Annotated in this window: 14 protein-coding genes; 8 read left to right on the forward strand and 6 right to left on the reverse strand. The window is 65.5% G+C overall.

Annotated elements, in window-relative coordinates; all coding sequences use genetic code 11:
- Positions 1–216: 216 nt before the first annotated feature.
- Together ACFFC4_RS12975 and ACFFC4_RS12980 are read left to right on the forward strand one after the other, a co-directional pair.
- Positions 217–1,203 (forward strand): sugar ABC transporter substrate-binding protein, encoded by a 987-nt coding sequence (locus ACFFC4_RS12975; protein ID WP_375501479.1) that lies wholly within the window; start codon positions 217–219, stop codon positions 1,201–1,203.
- Positions 1,204–1,413: 210 nt separating this feature from the next.
- A complete protein-coding gene (locus tag ACFFC4_RS12980) occupies positions 1,414–2,268 on the forward strand; it encodes a mycofactocin-coupled SDR family oxidoreductase (RefSeq protein WP_375501481.1) in 855 nt (284 codons plus the stop codon).
- Between the two features lie 335 nt (positions 2,269–2,603).
- Here the strand turns inward: ACFFC4_RS12980 and ACFFC4_RS12985 are convergent, their stop codons facing one another.
- The 3 genes from ACFFC4_RS12985 to ACFFC4_RS12995 form a co-directional block, all read right to left on the reverse strand.
- A complete protein-coding gene (locus tag ACFFC4_RS12985) occupies positions 2,604–2,801 on the reverse strand; it encodes a ferredoxin (protein WP_375501483.1) in 198 nt (65 codons plus the stop codon).
- A gap of 80 nt (positions 2,802–2,881) precedes the next feature.
- Positions 2,882–3,970, reverse strand: coding sequence for an ABC transporter permease (locus tag ACFFC4_RS12990; protein WP_375501485.1), 1,089 nt, complete (start codon positions 3,968–3,970; stop codon positions 2,882–2,884).
- The gene (locus ACFFC4_RS12995) at positions 3,963–5,510 is read right to left on the reverse strand and encodes a sugar ABC transporter ATP-binding protein (RefSeq protein ID WP_375501487.1); all 1,548 of its coding nucleotides are present in this window, start codon (positions 5,508–5,510) and stop codon (positions 3,963–3,965) included. Before ACFFC4_RS12995 ends, ACFFC4_RS12990 begins: the two co-directional genes overlap by 8 nt.
- Positions 5,511–6,048: 538 nt before the next feature.
- Between ACFFC4_RS12995 and ACFFC4_RS13000 the strand changes: the two genes are divergently transcribed.
- From ACFFC4_RS13000 to ACFFC4_RS13015, 4 genes are all read left to right on the forward strand, one after another.
- The gene (locus ACFFC4_RS13000; protein WP_375501489.1) at positions 6,049–6,960 is read left to right on the forward strand and encodes an SDR family NAD(P)-dependent oxidoreductase; all 912 of its coding nucleotides are present in this window, start codon (positions 6,049–6,051) and stop codon (positions 6,958–6,960) included.
- Between the two features lie 700 nt (positions 6,961–7,660).
- Positions 7,661–8,782, forward strand: a complete 1,122-nt coding sequence (locus tag ACFFC4_RS13005) for an NDMA-dependent alcohol dehydrogenase (protein WP_375501491.1) — start codon at positions 7,661–7,663, stop codon at positions 8,780–8,782.
- Between the two features lie 25 nt (positions 8,783–8,807).
- A complete protein-coding gene (locus ACFFC4_RS13010; RefSeq protein WP_375501493.1) occupies positions 8,808–10,316 on the forward strand; it encodes a class I adenylate-forming enzyme family protein in 1,509 nt (502 codons plus the stop codon).
- 134 nt (positions 10,317–10,450) lie between these two features.
- Positions 10,451–11,734 carry a cytochrome P450 gene (locus ACFFC4_RS13015; RefSeq protein WP_375501495.1) on the forward strand — a complete coding sequence of 428 codons (1,284 nt, stop codon included), beginning with the start codon at positions 10,451–10,453 and terminating at the stop codon, positions 11,732–11,734.
- Positions 11,735–11,773: 39 nt separating this feature from the next.
- Here the strand turns inward: ACFFC4_RS13015 and ACFFC4_RS13020 are convergent, their stop codons facing one another.
- Genes ACFFC4_RS13020 through ACFFC4_RS13030 form a run of 3 tightly spaced genes read right to left on the reverse strand, consistent with a single transcriptional unit; the run spans position 11,774 to position 14,552 of the window.
- The gene (locus ACFFC4_RS13020; RefSeq protein ID WP_375501497.1) at positions 11,774–12,274 is read right to left on the reverse strand and encodes a nuclear transport factor 2 family protein; all 501 of its coding nucleotides are present in this window, start codon (positions 12,272–12,274) and stop codon (positions 11,774–11,776) included.
- Positions 12,271–13,785 carry an aldehyde dehydrogenase gene (locus ACFFC4_RS13025; RefSeq protein WP_375501499.1) on the reverse strand — a complete coding sequence of 505 codons (1,515 nt, stop codon included), beginning with the start codon at positions 13,783–13,785 and terminating at the stop codon, positions 12,271–12,273. The genes ACFFC4_RS13020 and ACFFC4_RS13025 overlap by 4 nt, the downstream gene beginning before the upstream one ends.
- Positions 13,782–14,552 (reverse strand): carboxymuconolactone decarboxylase family protein, encoded by a 771-nt coding sequence (locus ACFFC4_RS13030; protein ID WP_375501501.1) that lies wholly within the window; start codon positions 14,550–14,552, stop codon positions 13,782–13,784. Before ACFFC4_RS13030 ends, ACFFC4_RS13025 begins: the two co-directional genes overlap by 4 nt.
- Before the next feature lie 679 nt (positions 14,553–15,231).
- On the opposite strand from ACFFC4_RS13030, the gene ACFFC4_RS13035 reads away from it, so the two are divergent.
- A complete protein-coding gene (locus ACFFC4_RS13035) occupies positions 15,232–16,518 on the forward strand; it encodes an ABC transporter substrate-binding protein (protein WP_375501503.1) in 1,287 nt (428 codons plus the stop codon).
- A gap of 131 nt (positions 16,519–16,649) precedes the next feature.
- Positions 16,650–18,716, forward strand: a complete 2,067-nt coding sequence (locus tag ACFFC4_RS13040; protein ID WP_375501505.1) for an ABC transporter permease — start codon at positions 16,650–16,652, stop codon at positions 18,714–18,716.
- Positions 18,717–18,748: the final 32 nt, after the last annotated feature.

Genomic DNA, 18,748 nt, shown 5'->3' on the forward strand with positions numbered 1-18,748 from the left:
GTAGGTCCGAAGGACTGTGGAGGACGAGTGAACCTAGATGGATCGCGTATGAGGCTTGGAGCCGTCTTACTGGCCGTCACGTCTGCAGCGCTCACGATGTCCGCGTGTAGCAGCTCTGGTGCATCGAAGGCGGACAATCGTCCGGCAGCGTCTACCGTTCCGACGCCGTCTCAGGCGAGTACCGGGGATGGCGGGATCAGGCTCGCAGAAACGGCTTTGTCGGCGCTGTTGAAGCCTCCGACCGGGGGGACCATCCAGACGCCGCTGAAGGCAACGCCGCCGAAGGACAAGACGATCGTCTACATGGAATGCACAGACGGTCCTTCCTGCTTACAGATCGGTCAGGGTGTGGAAGGGGCCGCGACCGCCCTCGGTTGGACTGTGAAAACACTGACTTTCCAAGAGGCGAACCCGGCGACGCTTGCATCCGGCCTCCGAACTGCGCTGCAATACCATCCGGTCGCAACTGTCTTCGTCGGCACTTCCTACCCAGCATGGTCGTCGGTCGTGCCGGCCTACACCCGGGCGAACGCCGCCTTGGTCCCGATCGGGGTCGGACCAGCGCCGACCTCGAACACCATTCTTCCGCAAGTGTACGGCGGGGCCGCCCGGAAGCAGATCGGTGGCGATCTGGCGAACTGGGCCGTCGCAGCCTCTAAGGGTAAGGCGCACGTGCTGTTCTTGAACGTTCCTGCGTTCGCAGTGCTGTCACCGTTCCTCGACGGCTTCACCTCGACGGTGAGGTCCCGGTGCCGAGCTTGCTCGGTGTCCGTGGTTGACGCGACGATTCCACAGTTCAACGGGAACCAGATCAACAGCTTGATCGTCGCGGCGGTTCAGAAGGACCCCAAGATCAACTACATCATCAGCCCGGATGCATTTATCAACGGTCTGCCGCAAGCACTGAGGGGTGCCGGCATAGATGGACGGGTGAAGATCGGCGGCAACGCCTACGGACCGGAGCAGATCGCCGACATCAAGAACGGAACCGAGACGGCCTGGATCGGTGCCTCGAACAGGTACTACGGCTGGCTGGCGGTTGACGGGGTCCTACGCCACTTGGCGCAGATGACCGTGCAGAGCGACGCCCCCGTGCCCACACAACTAATCACGAAGCAAAACGTCGACTCGATCAAGTCGCAGGAGTACTACGAGCCGCCGTTCGACTATGAGGCGCAGTTCAAGCGGCTGTGGAACGTGTAGTCGTCCGAACGGACCGGTCGCAATCGAAGGTCGCCGGCCAGCCCACCGGGAGGGGCTTGATGCCAGGACAATCCGCGGTCTAGTAGGTGGCCCGAACCACGTCCCCGAGTTTCTGAACACGAAAGCCGTATGGATCAACGCCAGCTGAGTTGCGTGACTGTTCTGCACGGATCGCGCGGGCGACATCCAGTAACAGTCAGGAGTAGCAATATGGGCAAGTTGGACGGTTCGGTCGCGCTCGTCATCGGGTCGGCCAAGGGTCAAGGCCGGTCACACGCGCTGACCCTCGCTCGCGAAGGCGCGGAGATCGTTCTTGTGGACAATTGTGTGGTAGACGTCGAGGGTCAACCGTATCCCGGAGCATCGAAGGAACAGCTTGACGAGACCACGGCGATGGTTCAGGCCTTGGGCAGACGATGCGTCTCGATGGTCGGCGACGTACGGCTCGCAGAAGACATGGAACGCGCGGCGCAATACGCGCTATCGGAGTTTGGCGCGATCGATCACTTGATTTGCAATGCCGGAATACTGCTGAGGTTCGGCAAGGTGCACGAGCTGTCACCCGACCAGTGGCGCACCGTGATCGACACCAATCTGACTGGCGTCTTCATGGCATGCAGGGCAGTGCTTCCCCACATGGTCGCCCGGCGACGAGGGACCATCACGATCACCGCTTCGACTGCCGGTCGAAGCGGTTTCCCCAACCTGGCCGACTACAACGCGTCCAAGTGGGGAGTCATCGGGCTTATGAAGAGTCTGGCCAGTGAGTACGGAAGCTTTGGCATCCGCGTCAACTGCGTCGCCCCGTCCAACGTCAACTCGGGCAAACGGCCGTCGATGACCAACAACGAAGCAATCTTCGGGCTCTTCTGCCCCGACATCGCCGAACCGACTCGGGACCAAGCGGTTGAGCGCATGCGGCTCATGCATCCACTCGGCGTGGAGGGCGTGGACCCCGAAGATGTTTCAAAAGCCATCCTCTACCTGGTCTCCGACGATGCTCGGTACATCTCCGGCGAGGTCCTGCATGTCGCCGCCGGGCTCATGGCCAGCAATTCAGCTTGATGTGACGACGACACCTTTGACGAACGGAGTCGACCCGGCTCACCCGGATCGAGGACACAATCGGCGCCACGTCGAGGACAACGTTGTCGCCTCCGAGTTTCAGCTCACGCATGATGAGACAGTGTTGCTCGACGACCTTGACGTACCAAGTCCGCGGGTCGCGCTACGGACCGGAAGGCACCGCGCAAGCCGCCGTGGTAAGTGCTCTGCGGGAAAGCCTGCCGCTTGGCCCGGCCAGTGACCGGAAGGCGCGGAATACGCGCGATCCACCAACCCCTTGAGGCCGCTGTGCAACCAGTGTTTTTTGCGGTCGAGCCAGGTCGGTGGCCGTGCCCTCAGTTGGTGTCAGATAATCTTATCGCGCCCTCGGGGCAGCTCATGACGGCATCCTCAAGCGCCCCGAAGACGCCAGCTTCTATCTCCGCCGTAGCGACCTTGGCGAACCCGTCTGCGTCAGGCGTGAGAACCTCAGGACAGATGCCGTAGCAGATTCCGTGTCCCTGGCACCCATCCACCAGAACCGTGATCTTCATGCTTTGCCGCCCTTCGTTGTCATATGTGGCCGCGGATCGTTCCGTGATGGGACACGGCGTTTACTCGGCGGTCGTGCGGGCTATAGATGCCGCGACGGCGGAGCCGCATCATCAACTGCCCCGCTGCTGGATCGGCTTCCTGAGTCGAGGTGCGAGTCGGGGAGGTGCTCGGACGGCGCGCCCGCCTCATCGCCGTCGATCGACCTGTCAACCTTGATTGTCACCCGTCCCTGCCGCCATACAGCAAACGCGACGGCTCCGACGAGCGCGACACCATTGAACATGCTGTTGACCCATTGCGCAGACGTCGCGAGTTGCAGTCCACGTACGCCTGTCGCCAGCGCGTAAATCGCCAGCAGAGTTCCGAATACATTCACTCTGCCAGGATGAATCTGCGTGGAGCCGAGAAACACGGCAGCGAATGCGGGTAGCAACAAGCCTGACCCGTAGCTCAGCGATGGACCGTTCTGGGAGCCATACAGTATACCGGCGAGCGCAGCGAGTAGGCCGGACGTGAGCAGGGATACCCAGACATATCGGGACACGCGCACGCCGGACAGACGGGCCGCTTCAGCATTGCCTCCGATGGCGTAGAGATACCGGCCGGCCGGGGTATGACCGACGGCCCACCAGACAATGAATGCGAGGATCACTAGGTACCAGAAGACGATCTGGATGTCTCCGAACTGACGAGTCGCGAGTTCCGTCCACGCTGTCGCCGTCGGTGGGTAGGGCTCCGTCGGCGAGACGATGATTTGGATCGCTGCGATCACCGAGGTGGTGCCGAGTGTCGCGATGAACGAGTTAACACGGAGCTTCACGATGATGAAACCGTTGGCAGCCCCTATCACCAGACCGAGGGCGAGCCCGGCCAAGATGGCGGGGACGATTGCCACCTTGTGCTGAGTCTGTAGCACCACCACGAAAACCGTGGATAGGTTGATAGTGGCGGCGACCGAAAGGTCGAACACGCCGGCCGCCATCGGCACCAGAACCGCCAAGGCGAGTATTCCGACGACCGCTTGTTCCGAGGCGATCGACGTCAAGGTGGTCTTCGTAAGGAACAGTGAGGGAACCCATACGCTGAAGACGATGATGAACAGTGCCCACATATACAGGCCACTGAACCGCTCCAAACCTAGGGTTCGTAGAGAGATCGACTTAGGCATGGACTTGGCTCTCTTTACGGCTGGCGGTCAGGATGGCTCGCGAGAGGAATTTATCGTCGATGATTGGCCCTTGAATTTCATTCACGATTTGCCCGTCACTCATGATGAGCACTCGATCGCAAACACTGGAGAGTTCGTTGACGTCGGTCGACGAGATGACGACGGCCATGCCGCCAGCGGACGCAGCTCGTAGGAGATCGTGAAGGCGTTCGCGCGCTCGGATATCGACTCCTTGCGTCGGCTCATCGAGTAGGAACACGGAGGGTCTGCGCCGCAACCACTTGCCGAACAAGATCTTTTGCTGATTCCCGCCGCTGAAGGCGGACAAGGGCTGCTCGCTGGCGAGCCGCGGGCGTACGTCGAGTCTGGCGAACCATTCGCGTACGTCCGCCTGTTCGCGCCGTCGGGAGATCGCCAGGTGGTTCCAGTGCCGCCGAACATCGGTGAGTACCAGATTCTCGCGTCCGCTGAGTCCCGGTATGCTTCCGTGCGCGGTCCTGTCGACTGGCAGGTAAGCGATCCCAGCCGCGATCGACAGGTCAGGACGATCGGGTCGCAGAGGCTGCCCACCGACGGCCACCCGCCCCCCAGAGCGCGGCCGCGCGCCGAAGATCGTCGACAATAGCGTCTCCCGCCCCGAGCCGGTGATGCCTGCAACGCCTAAGATCTCTGTCGGATAGGCGGCGAAGCTGACGTTGCTCAGCGTTGACGCGGTAAGGCCATCGACGACCATCACGGGTTCGTGCTGGCGCTCGCGGGGGTCTCCGGTCGATTCGAGGACGTCTTGAAGTGGGGCGTGACCGGTCAATGAGGTGACGATGCCGTCTCTGGTGACCTTCCCGACGGGCGCCGTCATGACCAGGCGGCCGTCGCGCAGCACCGAGACCCGGTCGCCGATCGCGAAGATCTCGTCCAGCCGGTGCGTGACGTACAGGACACTCACGCCGGAGTTCGCAATCCGGCGTATTAAATCCAGAAGATTGCTGACGTCGTCGATCGGCAAAGTGGCAGTCGGCTCGTCGAGGACGAGAAGCCGGATAACGCCTGCGTCGTCACGCAACGCGCGGGCGATCGCTACGCCGGTCCGCTCGGCCGCCGAAAGTGTTGCCATCGGGGCGTTTGGATCGACGTTCAGGTTCAAGCGTCGGAGGTCCGCTTTTGCCAATTCGTAGGAAGCCTGACGGCGAATCGTGCCAGCTCGCGTTGGGTAACCAGTGCCCAAGAAAACGTTGTCGAGCACCGACCGTTCGAGGATCAGGCCCAGGTCCTGATGAACGAATCTGCAACCGAGATTGTGCGCAGAGCCTGGCGAGTACTCGAACCGCCGACCACCCACGGTGATCCGACTGCCGGCGTCCGGAGTGTGGTATGCGGATAGTATTTTGATGAGAGTTGACTTGCCAGATCCGTTCTCTCCTACGAGGCAGTGAACTTCACCCGCAGGGATCGTCAGACTGACATCGCGCAGTGCGCGGTTGGCGCCGAAAGTCTTCGACAGACTTCGTACCTCGAGGGCAGGGACTGCCGCGTCGTCAGCCACCGTGCTGCCCTTCCGGTCGGCGCGTCAGGAAGGTAGGGGATTTGCGGCCTGTACATGCGTCCTGAACGTGCTGTTGAGATGTCACTGTGGCCTCCAGCAGCCGTCTCAGCACGCTCGCTTCCCGTCGGGGAGCACGCTAACCGCATAACTGGTAGGTCGGCAAGTTATTTCTAAGCCGGATCTGGTGTCTTATAACTGGACGCAATTCAACTTATGCTCTACGAAGGAGCCTCCGCGCAGATGTCCGATCGCGGCCACCCTTGCTCGTGAGGGATGTCGACGTCGAGGGCGCGCCGGATCGCCGCGCCGCCGTGCGACCTCCGCCCCAGCGGGCGCCTGTTCGTCCGTCGGCACCGTGATCCGCCCGGAGCGGATCGCCGCCCTCAGAAGTGGTAGGAAGGCGTCGACAGGCTCGAGTTCCCGACCTTCGGCTGCCGCTGTTCGACTACCGATCCCGGTCGCGATCAGCTCGCACGCCGACTGGTGCCAACGGACATCGCCTGTTCCAGAGGACGCCCAACGGATGAGAGGACCAGCGGTGCCAAGAGTTCCGCACGATCAACAGCTCGTCGTCGTGTCCGGGGCGTCGACCGGGATCGGTGCAGCGACGGCGCGGACGCTGGCCTCATACGGCTACCACGTCCTGGCCGGTGTCAGGACCGACGCCGAAGCGGGTGCGGCGCGGGGCGCCGGCGTCGAGCCGGTCATGCTCGATGTGACCGACGGTGACCACATCGAGGCTTTGACCGAGCGGATCGCCCGCGATCCGAAGGGGCGAAAGCTGCGGGCGCTCGTCAACAACGCCGGCATCGAGATCAACTCGCCCGTCGAGGTGCAGCCGCTGGCGGTGTGGAGGCAGCACTTCGACGTCAATCTCTTCGGCCACGTCGCCGTCATCAAAGCGTTATTGCCGGCGCTGCGACGAAGCGGCGGCACGATCGTGAACATCACGTCCGTGGGCGGCGAACTTGCCCTCCCGATTTACGGCGCCTACGCAGCTACGAAGTTCGCCCTCGAGGCGGTCAGCGACGCCTTGCGTCGGGAGGTCGGGCCGCTCGGCGTGCGGGTCGTTGTGGTGCAACCGGGCGGGGTGCGGACGGAGATGGCCGAGCACAGCGGCGAGATCTCGCTGGCGCTCGCCGCGAAGATGAGCCCTGAACACAAAGAGATCTACGGCGATCTCATTGCTTCCAGTGTGGCCTCGCAGACTGCATTCCTGCGCAATGCGATGCCGGTAGAGAAGGCGGCGGCCAAGATCGCCAAGGTCGCCACCGCGGCGCGGCCGCGGGCCAGATACACGCTCGGGACCGACGCCGCGACGGTCCTTCCGCTCGCGCGCTTGCTCCCTGCCTACGTCATGGACGGCATCCTCGCCGCTACGCGCAGGATGGCTGATTCCAGCGGGCCGTTGGCCGGATTGCCGAGGCCCAACCGGTCCTCTACTCTTTGACCACTCGGCCAGTTAGTTTGCTCGAGAATCCTGTGCCTGGAGGAGATTCCGTGTCCTTTCGCGTCGTCGGCGGTCTAGTCGCCGAACGAAAGGCATTCGACGCTGCGATGCGCAGTGTGTACGGCGCCGCGTGGTCGCTGCCGTCCGCGGCGGCCGGGTTGACCGTGGCCGAGAAGATTGCTCTTCCGTCGTTCGCCGGCGAGATCGCGGGCGGGCGCCTCGCCGGCGCCGATGTCTGCTGTTCCGCTGGCCTCGGTGCACATTTGCTGTCGGTCCCACTGCTCATCAGCTTGCCGGGTGGCGCCGGGGCGCAGCGATTGTGGGCATCGGGGCTTGCTGCTGGCTCCGTTGCTTCCTCGCGTTCGGTGTCGAACCGAGCGACCCCGAACATCGCTGGTACGACGGCGGCTTCAGTTACCCGGCGATCGGGCACGCCCTGCGTTCGGCGGGTCGACGTATGCCCGCGCCGCTCGACCCGCTCGCCGGCGAGGTCTCGTCCCCGAATGGCGCTTGGTGCCATCCGGCCGATGCGGCACGCCCCTCGATCTCGGGCGGGCGCCGAGGACCGGCCGGGCGACGCGTTCGACTGCCCCGACACATCATCGCCAACCTGCAGAAGCGCGACCTTCGTGACCGTGCCGGTCCGGGCGGCGTATTGCGGCCTGCGCCACTCGAAATTCGCCGCCACAGAGGTGCATCCATGAAGACGCGCGCCGCAATTCTGCGACAAACGCCAGGGCTCTGGGAGATCGAGGAACTCGAACTCGACCCGCCGGGTCCGGGAGAGGTGCTCGTGAAGATGATCGCCACGGGCCTGTGCCACAGTGACGACCATGTGACGCGCGGTGACCTTGCGGCCGCCCGCCTGCCCCTCGTCGGCGGTCACGAGGGCGCGGGGGTTGTGCGCCAGGTCGGGTCGGACGTGCAAGGCCTCGAGGTCGGCGATCACATCGTCACGTCGTTCGTCCCGAGCTGCGGGCGCTGTCGCTGGTGCGCGATGGGGATGCAGAACCTGTGTGACAACGGGGCTTTGATCAGATTCGGCACCCAACTTGACGGTACGTGCCGCCTGCACGATTCGGAGGGCGTCGAGGTATCGACCACCGCGTGCCTCGGGACGTTCTCGGAGTGGCAGGTCTTCGACCAGATGTCGTGCATCAAGGTCGACGTCGACCTGCCGCTCGAGGTGGCGTGCCTGGTCTCGTGCGGCGTCCAGACCGGATACGGCTCGGTCAAGGCCGGAGACGTCCAGCCCGGTGATGTCGTCCTAGTCATCGGCGTCGGCGGCATCGGCATGAACGCGGTGCAGGGTGCTCGCGATGCCGGTGCGGCGCATGTCATCGCCGTCGACCCGGTTGCGGCTAAACGCGGCTGGGCGGCCGACTTCGGCGCGACCGCGGCCTACGAGTCGGTCGCGGCGGCCATGCCCGCTGTAGCGCAGTTGACCAACGGCCAGGGCGCCGACGTCGCGATTCTCTGCGTCGGCGTCGTGCGTAATGATCTCGTCGGGCAGGCTTACCAAGCCGTGCGGAAGGCCGGCACGCTCGTCGTCACAGGCATCGGGCCAGCCACGGACGATTCGGCCATACCCGGCGTGAACGCGGTCAGTCTGGCCATGCAGCAGAAGCGCATCCAGGGCGCGCTGTACGGCATGAAGTCTCCCCGGGAGGCCGTCCCCATGCTGCTGACGATGTACCGCGCAGGCAAGCTGAAGCTGGATGAGCTGATCACGCGGACGTACTCGCTGGATGAGATCAACGAGGGCTACCGCGACCTGCATGAAGGCAAGAACATCCGCGGCGTCATCACGTTCGCGGACTGACCGGCGGGGCGGGACGGCGAGCCGGATGAACCTGAGCCTGTTGAGTGACATGGCCGCGGATGCCTACGGCGGTCGCGCGCTGATGGGCACGCGCGGTGCGTCGTACTCGGCCATCGATATCAAGTTGATGAGTGTCGTCGGCGCCGCGCTGCTGCGCGAGCGCGATGCCTCCGCGCTGATCTATCTCGACGTCAACGGGCCGGCGTTCCCGGTGGCGCTGTTCGCAGCGAGTCGTGCCGGCGTGCCGCTCGTTCCATTGAACTACCGCCTCGATCGCGACCGGTTGGCCGACATGATCGCCAAGCATCCCGGCTCGGTAGCGATCACGAGCGCGGCGTACGCACCGCTGTTCGCCACGGCGGGCGTCCCCGTATTCGGGACGCAGGAATGGCTGGCTGCGACGTCGGTTGGCCAGATCGGAGAAGAGCAGCCGACGGACACCGGCGCGCCGGCGGTGATCATCTACACGAGCGGCACGACGTCGGAACCGAAGGGCGTGCTGCTACGGCACGAGAATCTGGTCAGCTATGTGCTCGGCACGGTCGAATTCGCGGGCGCTGAGCCCGCGGACGCGGCTCTGGTGAGCGTGCCGCCCTACCACGTCGCCGCCGTGGCTAACGCGATCACGAATCTGTACGCAGGCCGCCGGTGCATCGTGCTGGAGAACTTCACGGGGCCGGAATGGCTCGAGCTGGTCCGGGCCGAAGGCGTCACCAATGCCCTCGTCGTGCCGACCATGCTGGCGCGCATCATGGACTCCGGCGAGGATCTATCGGTGCCGTCGTTGCGCACGCTCGCGTACGGCGGGGCGAGCATGCCCCAGCGGGTTATCGAGCGGGCATTGCTCGCGTGGCCGCATGTCGGCTTCGTCAACGCCTACGGATTGACCGAGACCAGTTCGACCATCGCAGTGCTGGGACCTGACGACCATCGCTCGGCCTTTGCGTCGAGTGAGCCGCACGTGCGGGCCCGGTTGGCGTCGGCGGGGCAGGCCGTCCCCACCGTGCAGATGCAGATCAGGGACGAGCAGGGCAACGAACGACCGCCCGGCGAGGTCGGCCGGATCTGGGTGCGCGGCAACCAGGTTTCCGGCGAATACGCCGGTCTAGGGTCGGTGCTCGACGACGAGGGCTGGTTCGACACCCGAGATGAGGGCTACCTCGACGAAGCGGGATATCTGTTTGTCGGTGGGCGCACGGACGACACCATCATTCGCGGCGGCGAGAACGTCGCACCGGCGCAGATCGAGGACGTGCTGCTGGCCCGCGCCGACGTAGGCGACGCGGCGGTCGTCGGCGTGCCGGATGAAGTGTGGGGTCAGCGCATCGAGGCCATCGTGGTCCCGGTCTCGGGGCGGGCGGTAGATCCTGACGAGATCCGGCTGGAACTGCGCCGGTTGCTGCGCAGCTCGCTGACGCCCGATCGCATCCACGTGTGGGACGCGTTGCCGCGGACCGAGACGGGCAAACTCGTCAGGCGCGACGTCGCACAATTGTTGGCCGAGCGCACGCAGCATGCCGGCGCCCACGACTGAAGCGACCTTGCGAAGCGCTTGTCACTTACTGTGGAACCAGTTACATTTTGCGCGCGCTCTGGATGACACCGGACGCGTTGGTGCGACAGGCTCGTCGCAGACCATCATTGACACAGCGTTCGGAGGATTGGCGAATGGGACAGCTCGACTCGCAGACGGCGCACGCGGACTTACGAGGGGTCGATCACAACGCCGCCCCGTTCTGCGCCCCGGACGTCGCCGTTCGCGCAGCCGCGTGGAAGGAGCTCCGCGAACGCTGCCCGGTAGGCCGCAGCGACCAGTACGACGGCTACTGGATCCTGTCCGACCATGCGAGTGTGGCTGAGGCCTGCCGGAACGGAGAGATCTTCTCGAATCGCTACGAACCCGACGCCGACGACGGCATCAACTACATCGGTGAGAACGGGTATCCGCGGATGGACTGGCCCGAACTCGCCATCGGCGAGGCCTACGGCGAGCACCACAGCTACCTGCGACGGGTGTTCAACCCGCTGTTCTCGCCGACGGCGGTGCGTCGCTTCGAGCCGGCGATGCGCCAGGTCGCGTCCTGGGTACTTGATCAACGGGTCGAGGATGGCGCGATGGACCTGATGAACGACTTCGTTACCCCCGTCACGGCCATCTCGACGCTGCTCTTCCTCGGTCTGCCCGCCGACCTTTGGCAGGACACCGCCGACGTCTACCATTCGATCTTCGGGATGGCGCCCGACACCGCGGAGTTCACCCACACGGTCGAGATCACCATGCCTCGGCTGATGGACGCGTTCTTGTCAGCGGCGAAGGCGGCCCGCCACGATCGAGCCGAAGAGCTGCTGGGCGCGATCGCCCGGCTCGAGTACGACGGCGAGTTGATGAACGACGAGCAGCTCACCAAGGTGCTCACCAACATGGTCGGCGCCGGCGTTGACACGACGAACAACACGACGGCGCGTGGCCTGCACCAGCTGGCGGCCGACCCGGCGCTGCGTGCCGCGGTCATGGCCGACCGGAGGCTGATCGACGCGACCTGCGAAGAGACGCTGCGCATGTATCCGTCGGCGCAGGTCATGACTTGCACGATCACCCAGGACGTCGAGTTCGCCGGCCAGCAGTTGCGCCGCGGTGAACCCGCCGTGCTGTCGCTGTCCGGCGCCAATCGTGACCCGAAGGTCTTCGCTGATCCGGACGTGTTCCACGTCGAGCGGACGTCCAACCGGCACCTGGCCTTCGGCCGGGGTGTGCACCGGTGCCTCGGAGCGCACGTCGCTCGGCAGATGTTCCGCGTGATGGTCGCCGAGATCTTGGATCGCGTTCCGGACTACGTCGTCGACGATGCCAAGGTGGTCGAGTACGGCGGCAACCCCTACCTGATGGGCGTGTGGTCGATGCCCGTCACCTTCACTGCGGCCCCGCAACTGGGTGTCAAGCGTCCGTGGTGAAGCCGCGGTACCCGGCCCGGCCGTCCAGTGCGGTCGCGCTTACTGCGCGGACTGCACCCGGCGCCAGTGCGCGTCCAGATCGCCGTAGATCCCGAAGTTCCCCGTCATCCACCGGGATGTGAGCTTGCACCCGACGATGCGCCACCCCTCGGGTGTGCGTTCGAACCGGTTCGTGTAGTGACCGTAGACCGCCTGGTCGCTGTCACCGAACGGGTTTGGCTTGTGGTGGTTTGCCTGCACGTAGGTGACGCAGGTGGCGTGATCGGCGCCGGAGAACTCGATGCGCAGGTTCGTCATGAGGTGGTGGGTCGCCGTCATGCCACCCATGGACGAGGACGCGTTGCGAACCCATTCGTCGGCCGAGACCTGGACGACCGGTGAACCGAACCCCGAGCTGAAGTCGATCTCCACCTGGGCGCCGAAGCAACTGCGCAGCAGTTCGATGTCGTGACTGTCGCTGGCGGTTGCGTAGCGGTACTGCACAGCAGCGATCGCGGCCCGGTCGGACAGTTCCTGGAGACGCGTGGTGTCAATCGTCATGAGCCAATCCTCCGGTCGGGTGTCGAGTTGCCGGACAGCACGATGGTCTTGCTCTCGAGATAGGGGAGGAGCCCCTGGACGCCGCCCTCCCGGCCGACGCCGGACTGCTTGAAACCGCCGAAGCCGATGCTGTAGTCCACGAACGGGCCGTTGTGACCGACCGATCCGGAGCGCAGCGCGCGGGCGACGCCCAGCGCCCGGTCTTCATCGTGAGTGAACACCGCCGCGTTCAGGCCATAGATGCTGTCGTTCGCGATCCGGATGGCGTTCCGCTCGTCGTCACAGTCGATGACCGCGAGGACGGGCCCGAAGATCTCCTCCTGCGCGATCGACGAGTGCGGTTCGACCGCGGCGAAGGTCGTGGGTTCGACGAAGTACCCGCGCGAGAGGTGCCGGGGCCGGCCGCCGCCGGTGACGAGTGTCGCGCCCTGCCGCAGGCCGGTAGCGATGTATCGCTCGACTCGCGCTCGCTGGACGTTGGTCGCCAGCGGCCCCATGGTGCTGGCCGGATCGAACTGGCTGCCGACCCGCACCTCGGCCTGCGCCGAGCGCATTGCCTCCAGAAAATCGTCGCGCCGGTGCCGGGAGATCACCACCCTCGTCAGCGCGGCGCACACCTGTCCACTGATGTAGCACTGCGCACGGGCCAGTGTGGAGGCGGCGCGCTCGAGGTCGTAGTCGTCGAGGATCAGCGCAGCGGATTTCCCGCCGAGTTCGAGGGAGACGCGCGCGATCCGCTCGGCGCACAAGGCTGCGATGCGCCGCCCGGCCGCGGTCGAGCCGGTGAACGAGATCTTGTCCACCCGCGCGTCGCGGACCAGGAGCTCGGAGACGTCCCGGTCGGCGGTGACGACGTTGAGCACGCCCGCCGGAAGTCCGACCTCCTCCGCGACCTCGGCCAGGACTAGGGCCTCGCCGGGTGCCTCAGGTGCGCTCTTGAGGACGACGGTGCACCCCGCGAGAATTGCGGGGGCCACCTTATAGGCAATGGAGATCGACGGGCCGTTCCAGGCAAGGATTGCGCCGACGACGCCGACCGGCTCGTGCGCGAGCACCGCCCGCTTGCCGCGCAGCTTCGTCGCTCGCTCCTCGACGAACCCAAAGGCGGTACTCAACTCGGCGTACTCGTCGAAGACGTCGGCCATGTGTGCAGTCTCGCGCCGGGCCACCGAATGCAGGATACCCACCTCCGCGGCCCAGAGCCAGGCCAGATCCGCACTACGCTCGCGCAGCCCGGCCGCGATCGCACGCAGGTAGTCGGCGCGCTCCGCGACCGAGATCCGCGACCACGGACCGTCATCGAACGCCTCCCGGGCGGCGGCCACGGCCGCCGACATCTCTGCCTTCGTCGCGACCGCGACGGAGTACAGCGGCTCCTCGGTATCCGGCCGGGTCACCTGGGCGGCCAGGCCGTCGCGGGGCGCGACCCACTCGCCGCCGATGAAAAAGCGATCAGGCGTCCGGATCGGGACCGGTTGGTTCGCCGTCGTTTCCCAGTCGATACCGGTCACGAGATACCGCCTGCACAGAGCCGTTCGGCTGGATGCCCCTGTGCGGCGTCGAGGCCCCCGGTCAGCAGTAACAGGGACCGGTAACCGACGAGCGCGACGAGTTCCAGCACCTCGAGGATGTGTTCCTCGGTCGCGCCCAGCCGCAGGGCGTTGCGCATGTGCGCGCGGGCGCCGGGTGGGTACAGATGCGCCGTCGAGACGTCGAGCGCCATGTAGATGAGCTCGCGCAGCCGTGGATCGAGCGGGTCGTTCTCCGTCGCGAGCAGGCGGTGGGTGGCGAGCAGAAAGTGCGGGTCGGTGTGCAGAAGGGGCAACCAGCCCTCGTTCCACCAGCCGCGAAGCTCGATGAGCTGCTGCTTGACGGCTTCCTGCGCCGCCGTGAGCGCGGTGCCAGCAGCAGGCGTGGCGTGACCGGCGGCAGCGAGCTCCTCGAGCAGGATTGGTACCGCGAAGGACATAGTGTGGGTCCCCAGTGTTTCTACCCGCAGGCTGAGGATCTGCGCCGACGTCACGCCGGCCGCGAGCGCCCGCCTCGTGTGCATCTGCACGGCGGCAGCGTCGTGCAGATGTGCCGAGGCGAAGACCGCGATCCACAGCAGTTCGCGCTCGGCCTCGCGCAGGGCCCCCCTCCGGTGCGCCGCTCTCGACAGGGCCGCGTACCGCTCGACGTAGGCGTCGTCGATGCGATGCAGGGACAGATCATCGACGTCGCAGCCCACGTCGTAAGCCAGCACGCGGTGGGCCTCGCTGACAGGTGTCGTGGTCATGCGATCGTGCCCATCGGCGCAGTAGCCCTTCGCGCAGCGGTTCGGACCTTCGCGGGTCGACGCGAGGCTTATCCTGCTAGCCTAAGTGGCTGGCCGTCCAGTTACAAGAGAGCAGCAATGCGCGGTGAGGTCGTCGGATCGGTGCCGACGGCGTGCCGGCAGGACGCTGTCCGGGCTGTTGCCGCAGCGCGGAAGACGACATCGCAGATCAGAAGCGGCATAGTGAACATCAACTCCTCAGCGACCTTCCCGACCGGGCCTGGTCGCGCGGGCGTGGCGCCGATGAGGCCGATGACGGATTGAGCATCGGGCCACCACCCGCGTCGCGAGGGCGTGCTCGTCGAACGGCTCCGGCCCTGCGCTGGTCTCGCCGTGAGTGCGTGATCCGGCGTTCCGGAGCCAGCCAACAACACAACTCAATTAAAATTCGGCTCAATTAAAATTCGGCCCGGTCGTTGCTAACTTACTGGACGCATGGTTAAGTGACCGAAGCCACTCTGGGGCGGGCGGCGTTGCGCGTGCAACGGCCTGCGCCGGGGCATCGGGGCACGAGCTCCGACCGGCCGATGCCTCGGGAATCGACACAGGCAGTGGTCACGGAACAGCTTTCTCCGGACTCCATCGGATACGCGAAGGAAGGCACCCTCGAGTGAATGGCAGACTCAAGATGACGAGGACGATGACCATCATGGCGTGCGCGGCGGCGGGCGTCCTGACGCTCGCCGCGTGCAGCAGCTCCGGCAAGGCGAGTTCGGGCACCGCCTCGGCGCCCGGCAGCGTCACGACCTCGGGTGACGGGACGAGTTCCGGCGCTACCGGATCGCCCATCACGCTCGGCTACATCACCAGCCTGACCGGTCCCGCGGCCTCGTCCTACGGCAAGTCCAGCCTGGCCGGAGCGCAGGCGCGAGTTGATCAGGCCAACGCGGCCGGAGGCATCAACGGTCACATGATCAAGCTGGAGTCGGCGGACGACCAATCGACGCCGACCGGCAACGCCACCGCAGCCCAGTCGTTGATCCAGACCAAAAAGGTCTTCGGAATCGTCAGCGTCGGCGCTTTGGCCTTCGCCGGCGCGCCCTACATCAATAAGATGCGCGTGCCCTACATCGGCGACGGCAATGCGCCGCAATACACGCAGCGCGGCTTCGACAACATGTTCAGCTACCAGCCGCCTGTCCAGGCGTCGGTCTTCAACGGCAAGTCCTACACGTGGACCGATGTCGGCAAGTTCCTCAAGTCCATCGGCGTCACCAAGCTGGCGACCGTGCAGGTGAACCTTCCGTCCACCTTCTCGGACGCGACGCTGGCCTCAGCCGCCTCGGCCGGCGTTACGAAGTGCCTCGAGAACAAGTCGATCCCGCTGGGTGGCGTCGACTTCACGGCCACGTCTCTTGCCATCAAAAACAAGGGCTGCAACGGTGTTTACTCGGTCCTGACGAGCTCGTCGAACGAGGCGCTCGCCGCCTCGGTGAAGAGCAGCGGCAGCAAGGCGAAGCTTCTCATTCTCGGTTCGTACAACCCCGACACAGTCGCCACGTCGCAATCTTCGGCAACGTTCGAGGACACCTGGACGCTGACCCCGGCTGTGTACGACCCGGCGATCAACCCCGCCTCTAAGAACATGATCGACGCGCTCGTCAAGTACGCGTCGCCGTTCAAGGCCGGTGACGTACCCAGTAACGGCGCGAGCGCGTCCTACCTGGCCGTCGACCTCGCGCTGAAGGGCCTGGAGGTCGCCGGCAAGAACCCGACCCGCCAGTCGTTCATCACGAACCTGCAGAAGGTCACGGACTACACGGCAGGCGGCATCCTGCCGAGCCCGACGACGTTCGCACACTTCGGCACGGCGGACGCGATCCCGATGGAGCATTGCGACTTCTTCCTGCAGGTGAAGAACGGGAAGTTCGTCGACGATGCACCCGGTGGCAAGGTCTGCGGCACCAGAATCTCGTACACGCCCTAGGCGGGCGCCCCGTGACCTGCCGGCGGGATTACCGCCGGCAGGTCACGGCTCCATATAGGTGAAGTTGTAGCGGCGACGGGCACCGCGTCTGCTTCCGGCCCGACCCCGACGTCACTGGATTGGGATGCACCGTGCTTCAGTTCATCATCGCAGGGCTCGTGCTGGGCGGAATCTATGCAATTTCGGCGGCCGGCCTCGTAGTCACCTACCGGTCGGCCGGCGTGCTTAACTTCAGCTTCGGTGCCATCGCGTACTTCGTCGCACGGTTGTACTACTACCTTCACGTCCAGCACGGTTGGGGCATCGGCACGGCAGCCGTGGCGTCCCTCGTGCTCGCCGGCCCGGCGCTCGGCCTTGTGCTGTACGCGACGTTGTTCCGCTCCATGCGCACCGCCACCCAACTCGTCAAGATCGTCGTGACGCTCGGCGTCTCGGTCGTGCTCCCGGCGGTCGCCGACCTCCTGTTCGGTATCGAACCGATCCTGCACGCTCCTGGTCTGGCACCCGAACCGGTGCACGTCTACTACGTCGACGGTGTCCCCGTGACGCTGGATCAGATCATCGTGTATTCGACGGTGGTCCTCATCCTGGTGGTCGGCTTCATCATCTTCCGCAGTACCGATATAGGCCTGCGCGTACGCGCGATGGTGGACTCACCGGCAATGACCTCCCTGCAAGGCACGGCGCCAGGGTCGGTGGCGGCCGGCGTCTGGGCGGCGTCGTCGTTCCTGGCCGGTCTCGCCGGAGTGCTGTCGGCCCCGATCATCGGACTGGACATCACGAACTTCACGCTGTTGATGGCCGGGGCGTTCGCGGCCGTGGTTGCAGCCAAGCTCCGGAACCTGCCGGTCGCCGTCGTGGTGGGCCTTGCCATGGGAGTCGCCGGCGCGCTGGCCCAGTACTGGATCCCCCCGGACAGCACCTTCGCGTCGGCCGTCATCCCGAGCATTCCCTTCGCCGTCACCGCGCTCTTCCTCCTCTACAGCGTCGCTCGGTTCGGTCGGGTCAGTGAGGCCCAAGGCGTCGGCGGCTTCCTGGACCGCGCCATCACTCCGCAGGGCAGCCCCGTCCAGTCCCGCAAGGCGAGCCACCCGGAGAGGGGCCGAGGGCCCGCCCGTCGGCTGAACGCAGGGTCAGGTGTCATCTCGGTCGCGGTTGTCGCGCTCCTGCCGTCGCTCCTGTCGGAGTTCTGGGTCGGCCTGCTCGCCCAGGGCGTGGCACTGGCGGTCCTCTACCTTTCCTGGACGCTCGTGATCGGCGAGGGGGGCATGATCTGGCTCTGCCAGGTGACCTTCGGTGGCGTCGGCGGTATGGCTGCGGCGCAGTTCGCAACAGTGCACGGCTGGCCGGTCCTGCTCGCCGTGGTCGCCGGCGGTCTTGTCGCCCTTCCGATGGGCTTGCTGCTGGGCGTGCTGACCATTCGGCTCGGCGAACTCTACGTCGCCCTCGTCACGCTCACCTTCGGCCTGCTGATGGACAACTTGGTGTTCTCCCGTCAAACCTTCTTCCAGAACGGGATCGGCGTGTCGCTGAGCCCGCCGAGGTTCCTGTCCAGCGAGGACGATCTCGTCTACCTCGGACTCGTGGTCTTCGGCCTCGTCGCCCTGTTCATCGTCAACATCCGCCGGTCGACCACCGGCGCGGCGTTAGCGGCGGTCCGCTGCAGCGAACCCGGTGCGCGCACGCTGGGCATCAGCGTGCTGCAGATGAAGGTTGTCATCGCCGGGTTGGCGGCGTTCGTCGCCGGTGTCGGCGGCGCGCTGCTCGCGGTCGCCAACGGTGTGGCGCTGCCGGCAAACTACGCAGCCCTAGGCGGGGTCATCTGGCTCGCGGCGCTGGTGACCATGGGTATCCGGTCCAACGTCGCAGCGCTCGCGGCAGGCATCGCGTACGCCATCCTGCCGGGCGTGAGCTTGCAATACCTGCCCACCTGGTTCAACCAGATCATCCCGATCCTGTTTGGACTCGGAGCGATCGGTCTCACCCGCAGTCCTGACGGTGTCTTGGTGGCGCAGGGCCAAGCGGTGCGCACCGCCGCTGACCGCGTTCGGGCGCGCCTCGGGGTGGGGACGACCCGGGGTCGGCCCCTATCGGCCGAGCCGGTGAACTCCGAGCCGGTGAACTCCGAGCCGGTGAACTCCGAGTCCGCCAGCCGCGACTCGCTCGTTCCGCCGCGCTCGAAGGAGCGTGCGTCGTGAGCCCGTCCGGGGTCGGCGCCCCGACGATCTCG

It is taken from the genome of uncultured Jatrophihabitans sp. (genome assembly GCF_964244045.1).
Lineage (GTDB): Bacteria > Actinomycetota > Actinomycetes > Mycobacteriales > Jatrophihabitantaceae > Jatrophihabitans.

Bases quoted from the DNA above. Each gene is read 5' to 3' on its own strand.
- ACFFC4_RS12980 (WP_375501481.1), top strand. From the start codon at position 1,414: ATGGGCAAGTTGGACGGTTCGGTCGCGCTCGTCATCGGGTCGGCCAAG.
- ACFFC4_RS12985 (WP_375501483.1), bottom strand. From the start codon at position 2,801: ATGAAGATCACGGTTCTGGTGGATGGGTGCCAGGGACACGGAATCTGC.
- ACFFC4_RS12990 (WP_375501485.1), bottom strand. From the start codon at position 3,970: ATGCCTAAGTCGATCTCTCTACGAACCCTAGGTTTGGAGCGGTTCAGT.
- ACFFC4_RS13005 (WP_375501491.1), top strand. From the start codon at position 7,661: ATGAAGACGCGCGCCGCAATTCTGCGACAAACGCCAGGGCTCTGGGAG.
- ACFFC4_RS13010 (WP_375501493.1), top strand. From the start codon at position 8,808: ATGAACCTGAGCCTGTTGAGTGACATGGCCGCGGATGCCTACGGCGGT.
- ACFFC4_RS13015 (WP_375501495.1), top strand. From the start codon at position 10,451: ATGGGACAGCTCGACTCGCAGACGGCGCACGCGGACTTACGAGGGGTC.
- ACFFC4_RS13020 (WP_375501497.1), bottom strand. From the start codon at position 12,274: ATGACGATTGACACCACGCGTCTCCAGGAACTGTCCGACCGGGCCGCG.
- ACFFC4_RS13030 (WP_375501501.1), bottom strand. From the start codon at position 14,552: ATGACCACGACACCTGTCAGCGAGGCCCACCGCGTGCTGGCTTACGAC.
- ACFFC4_RS13035 (WP_375501503.1), top strand. From the start codon at position 15,232: ATGACCATCATGGCGTGCGCGGCGGCGGGCGTCCTGACGCTCGCCGCG.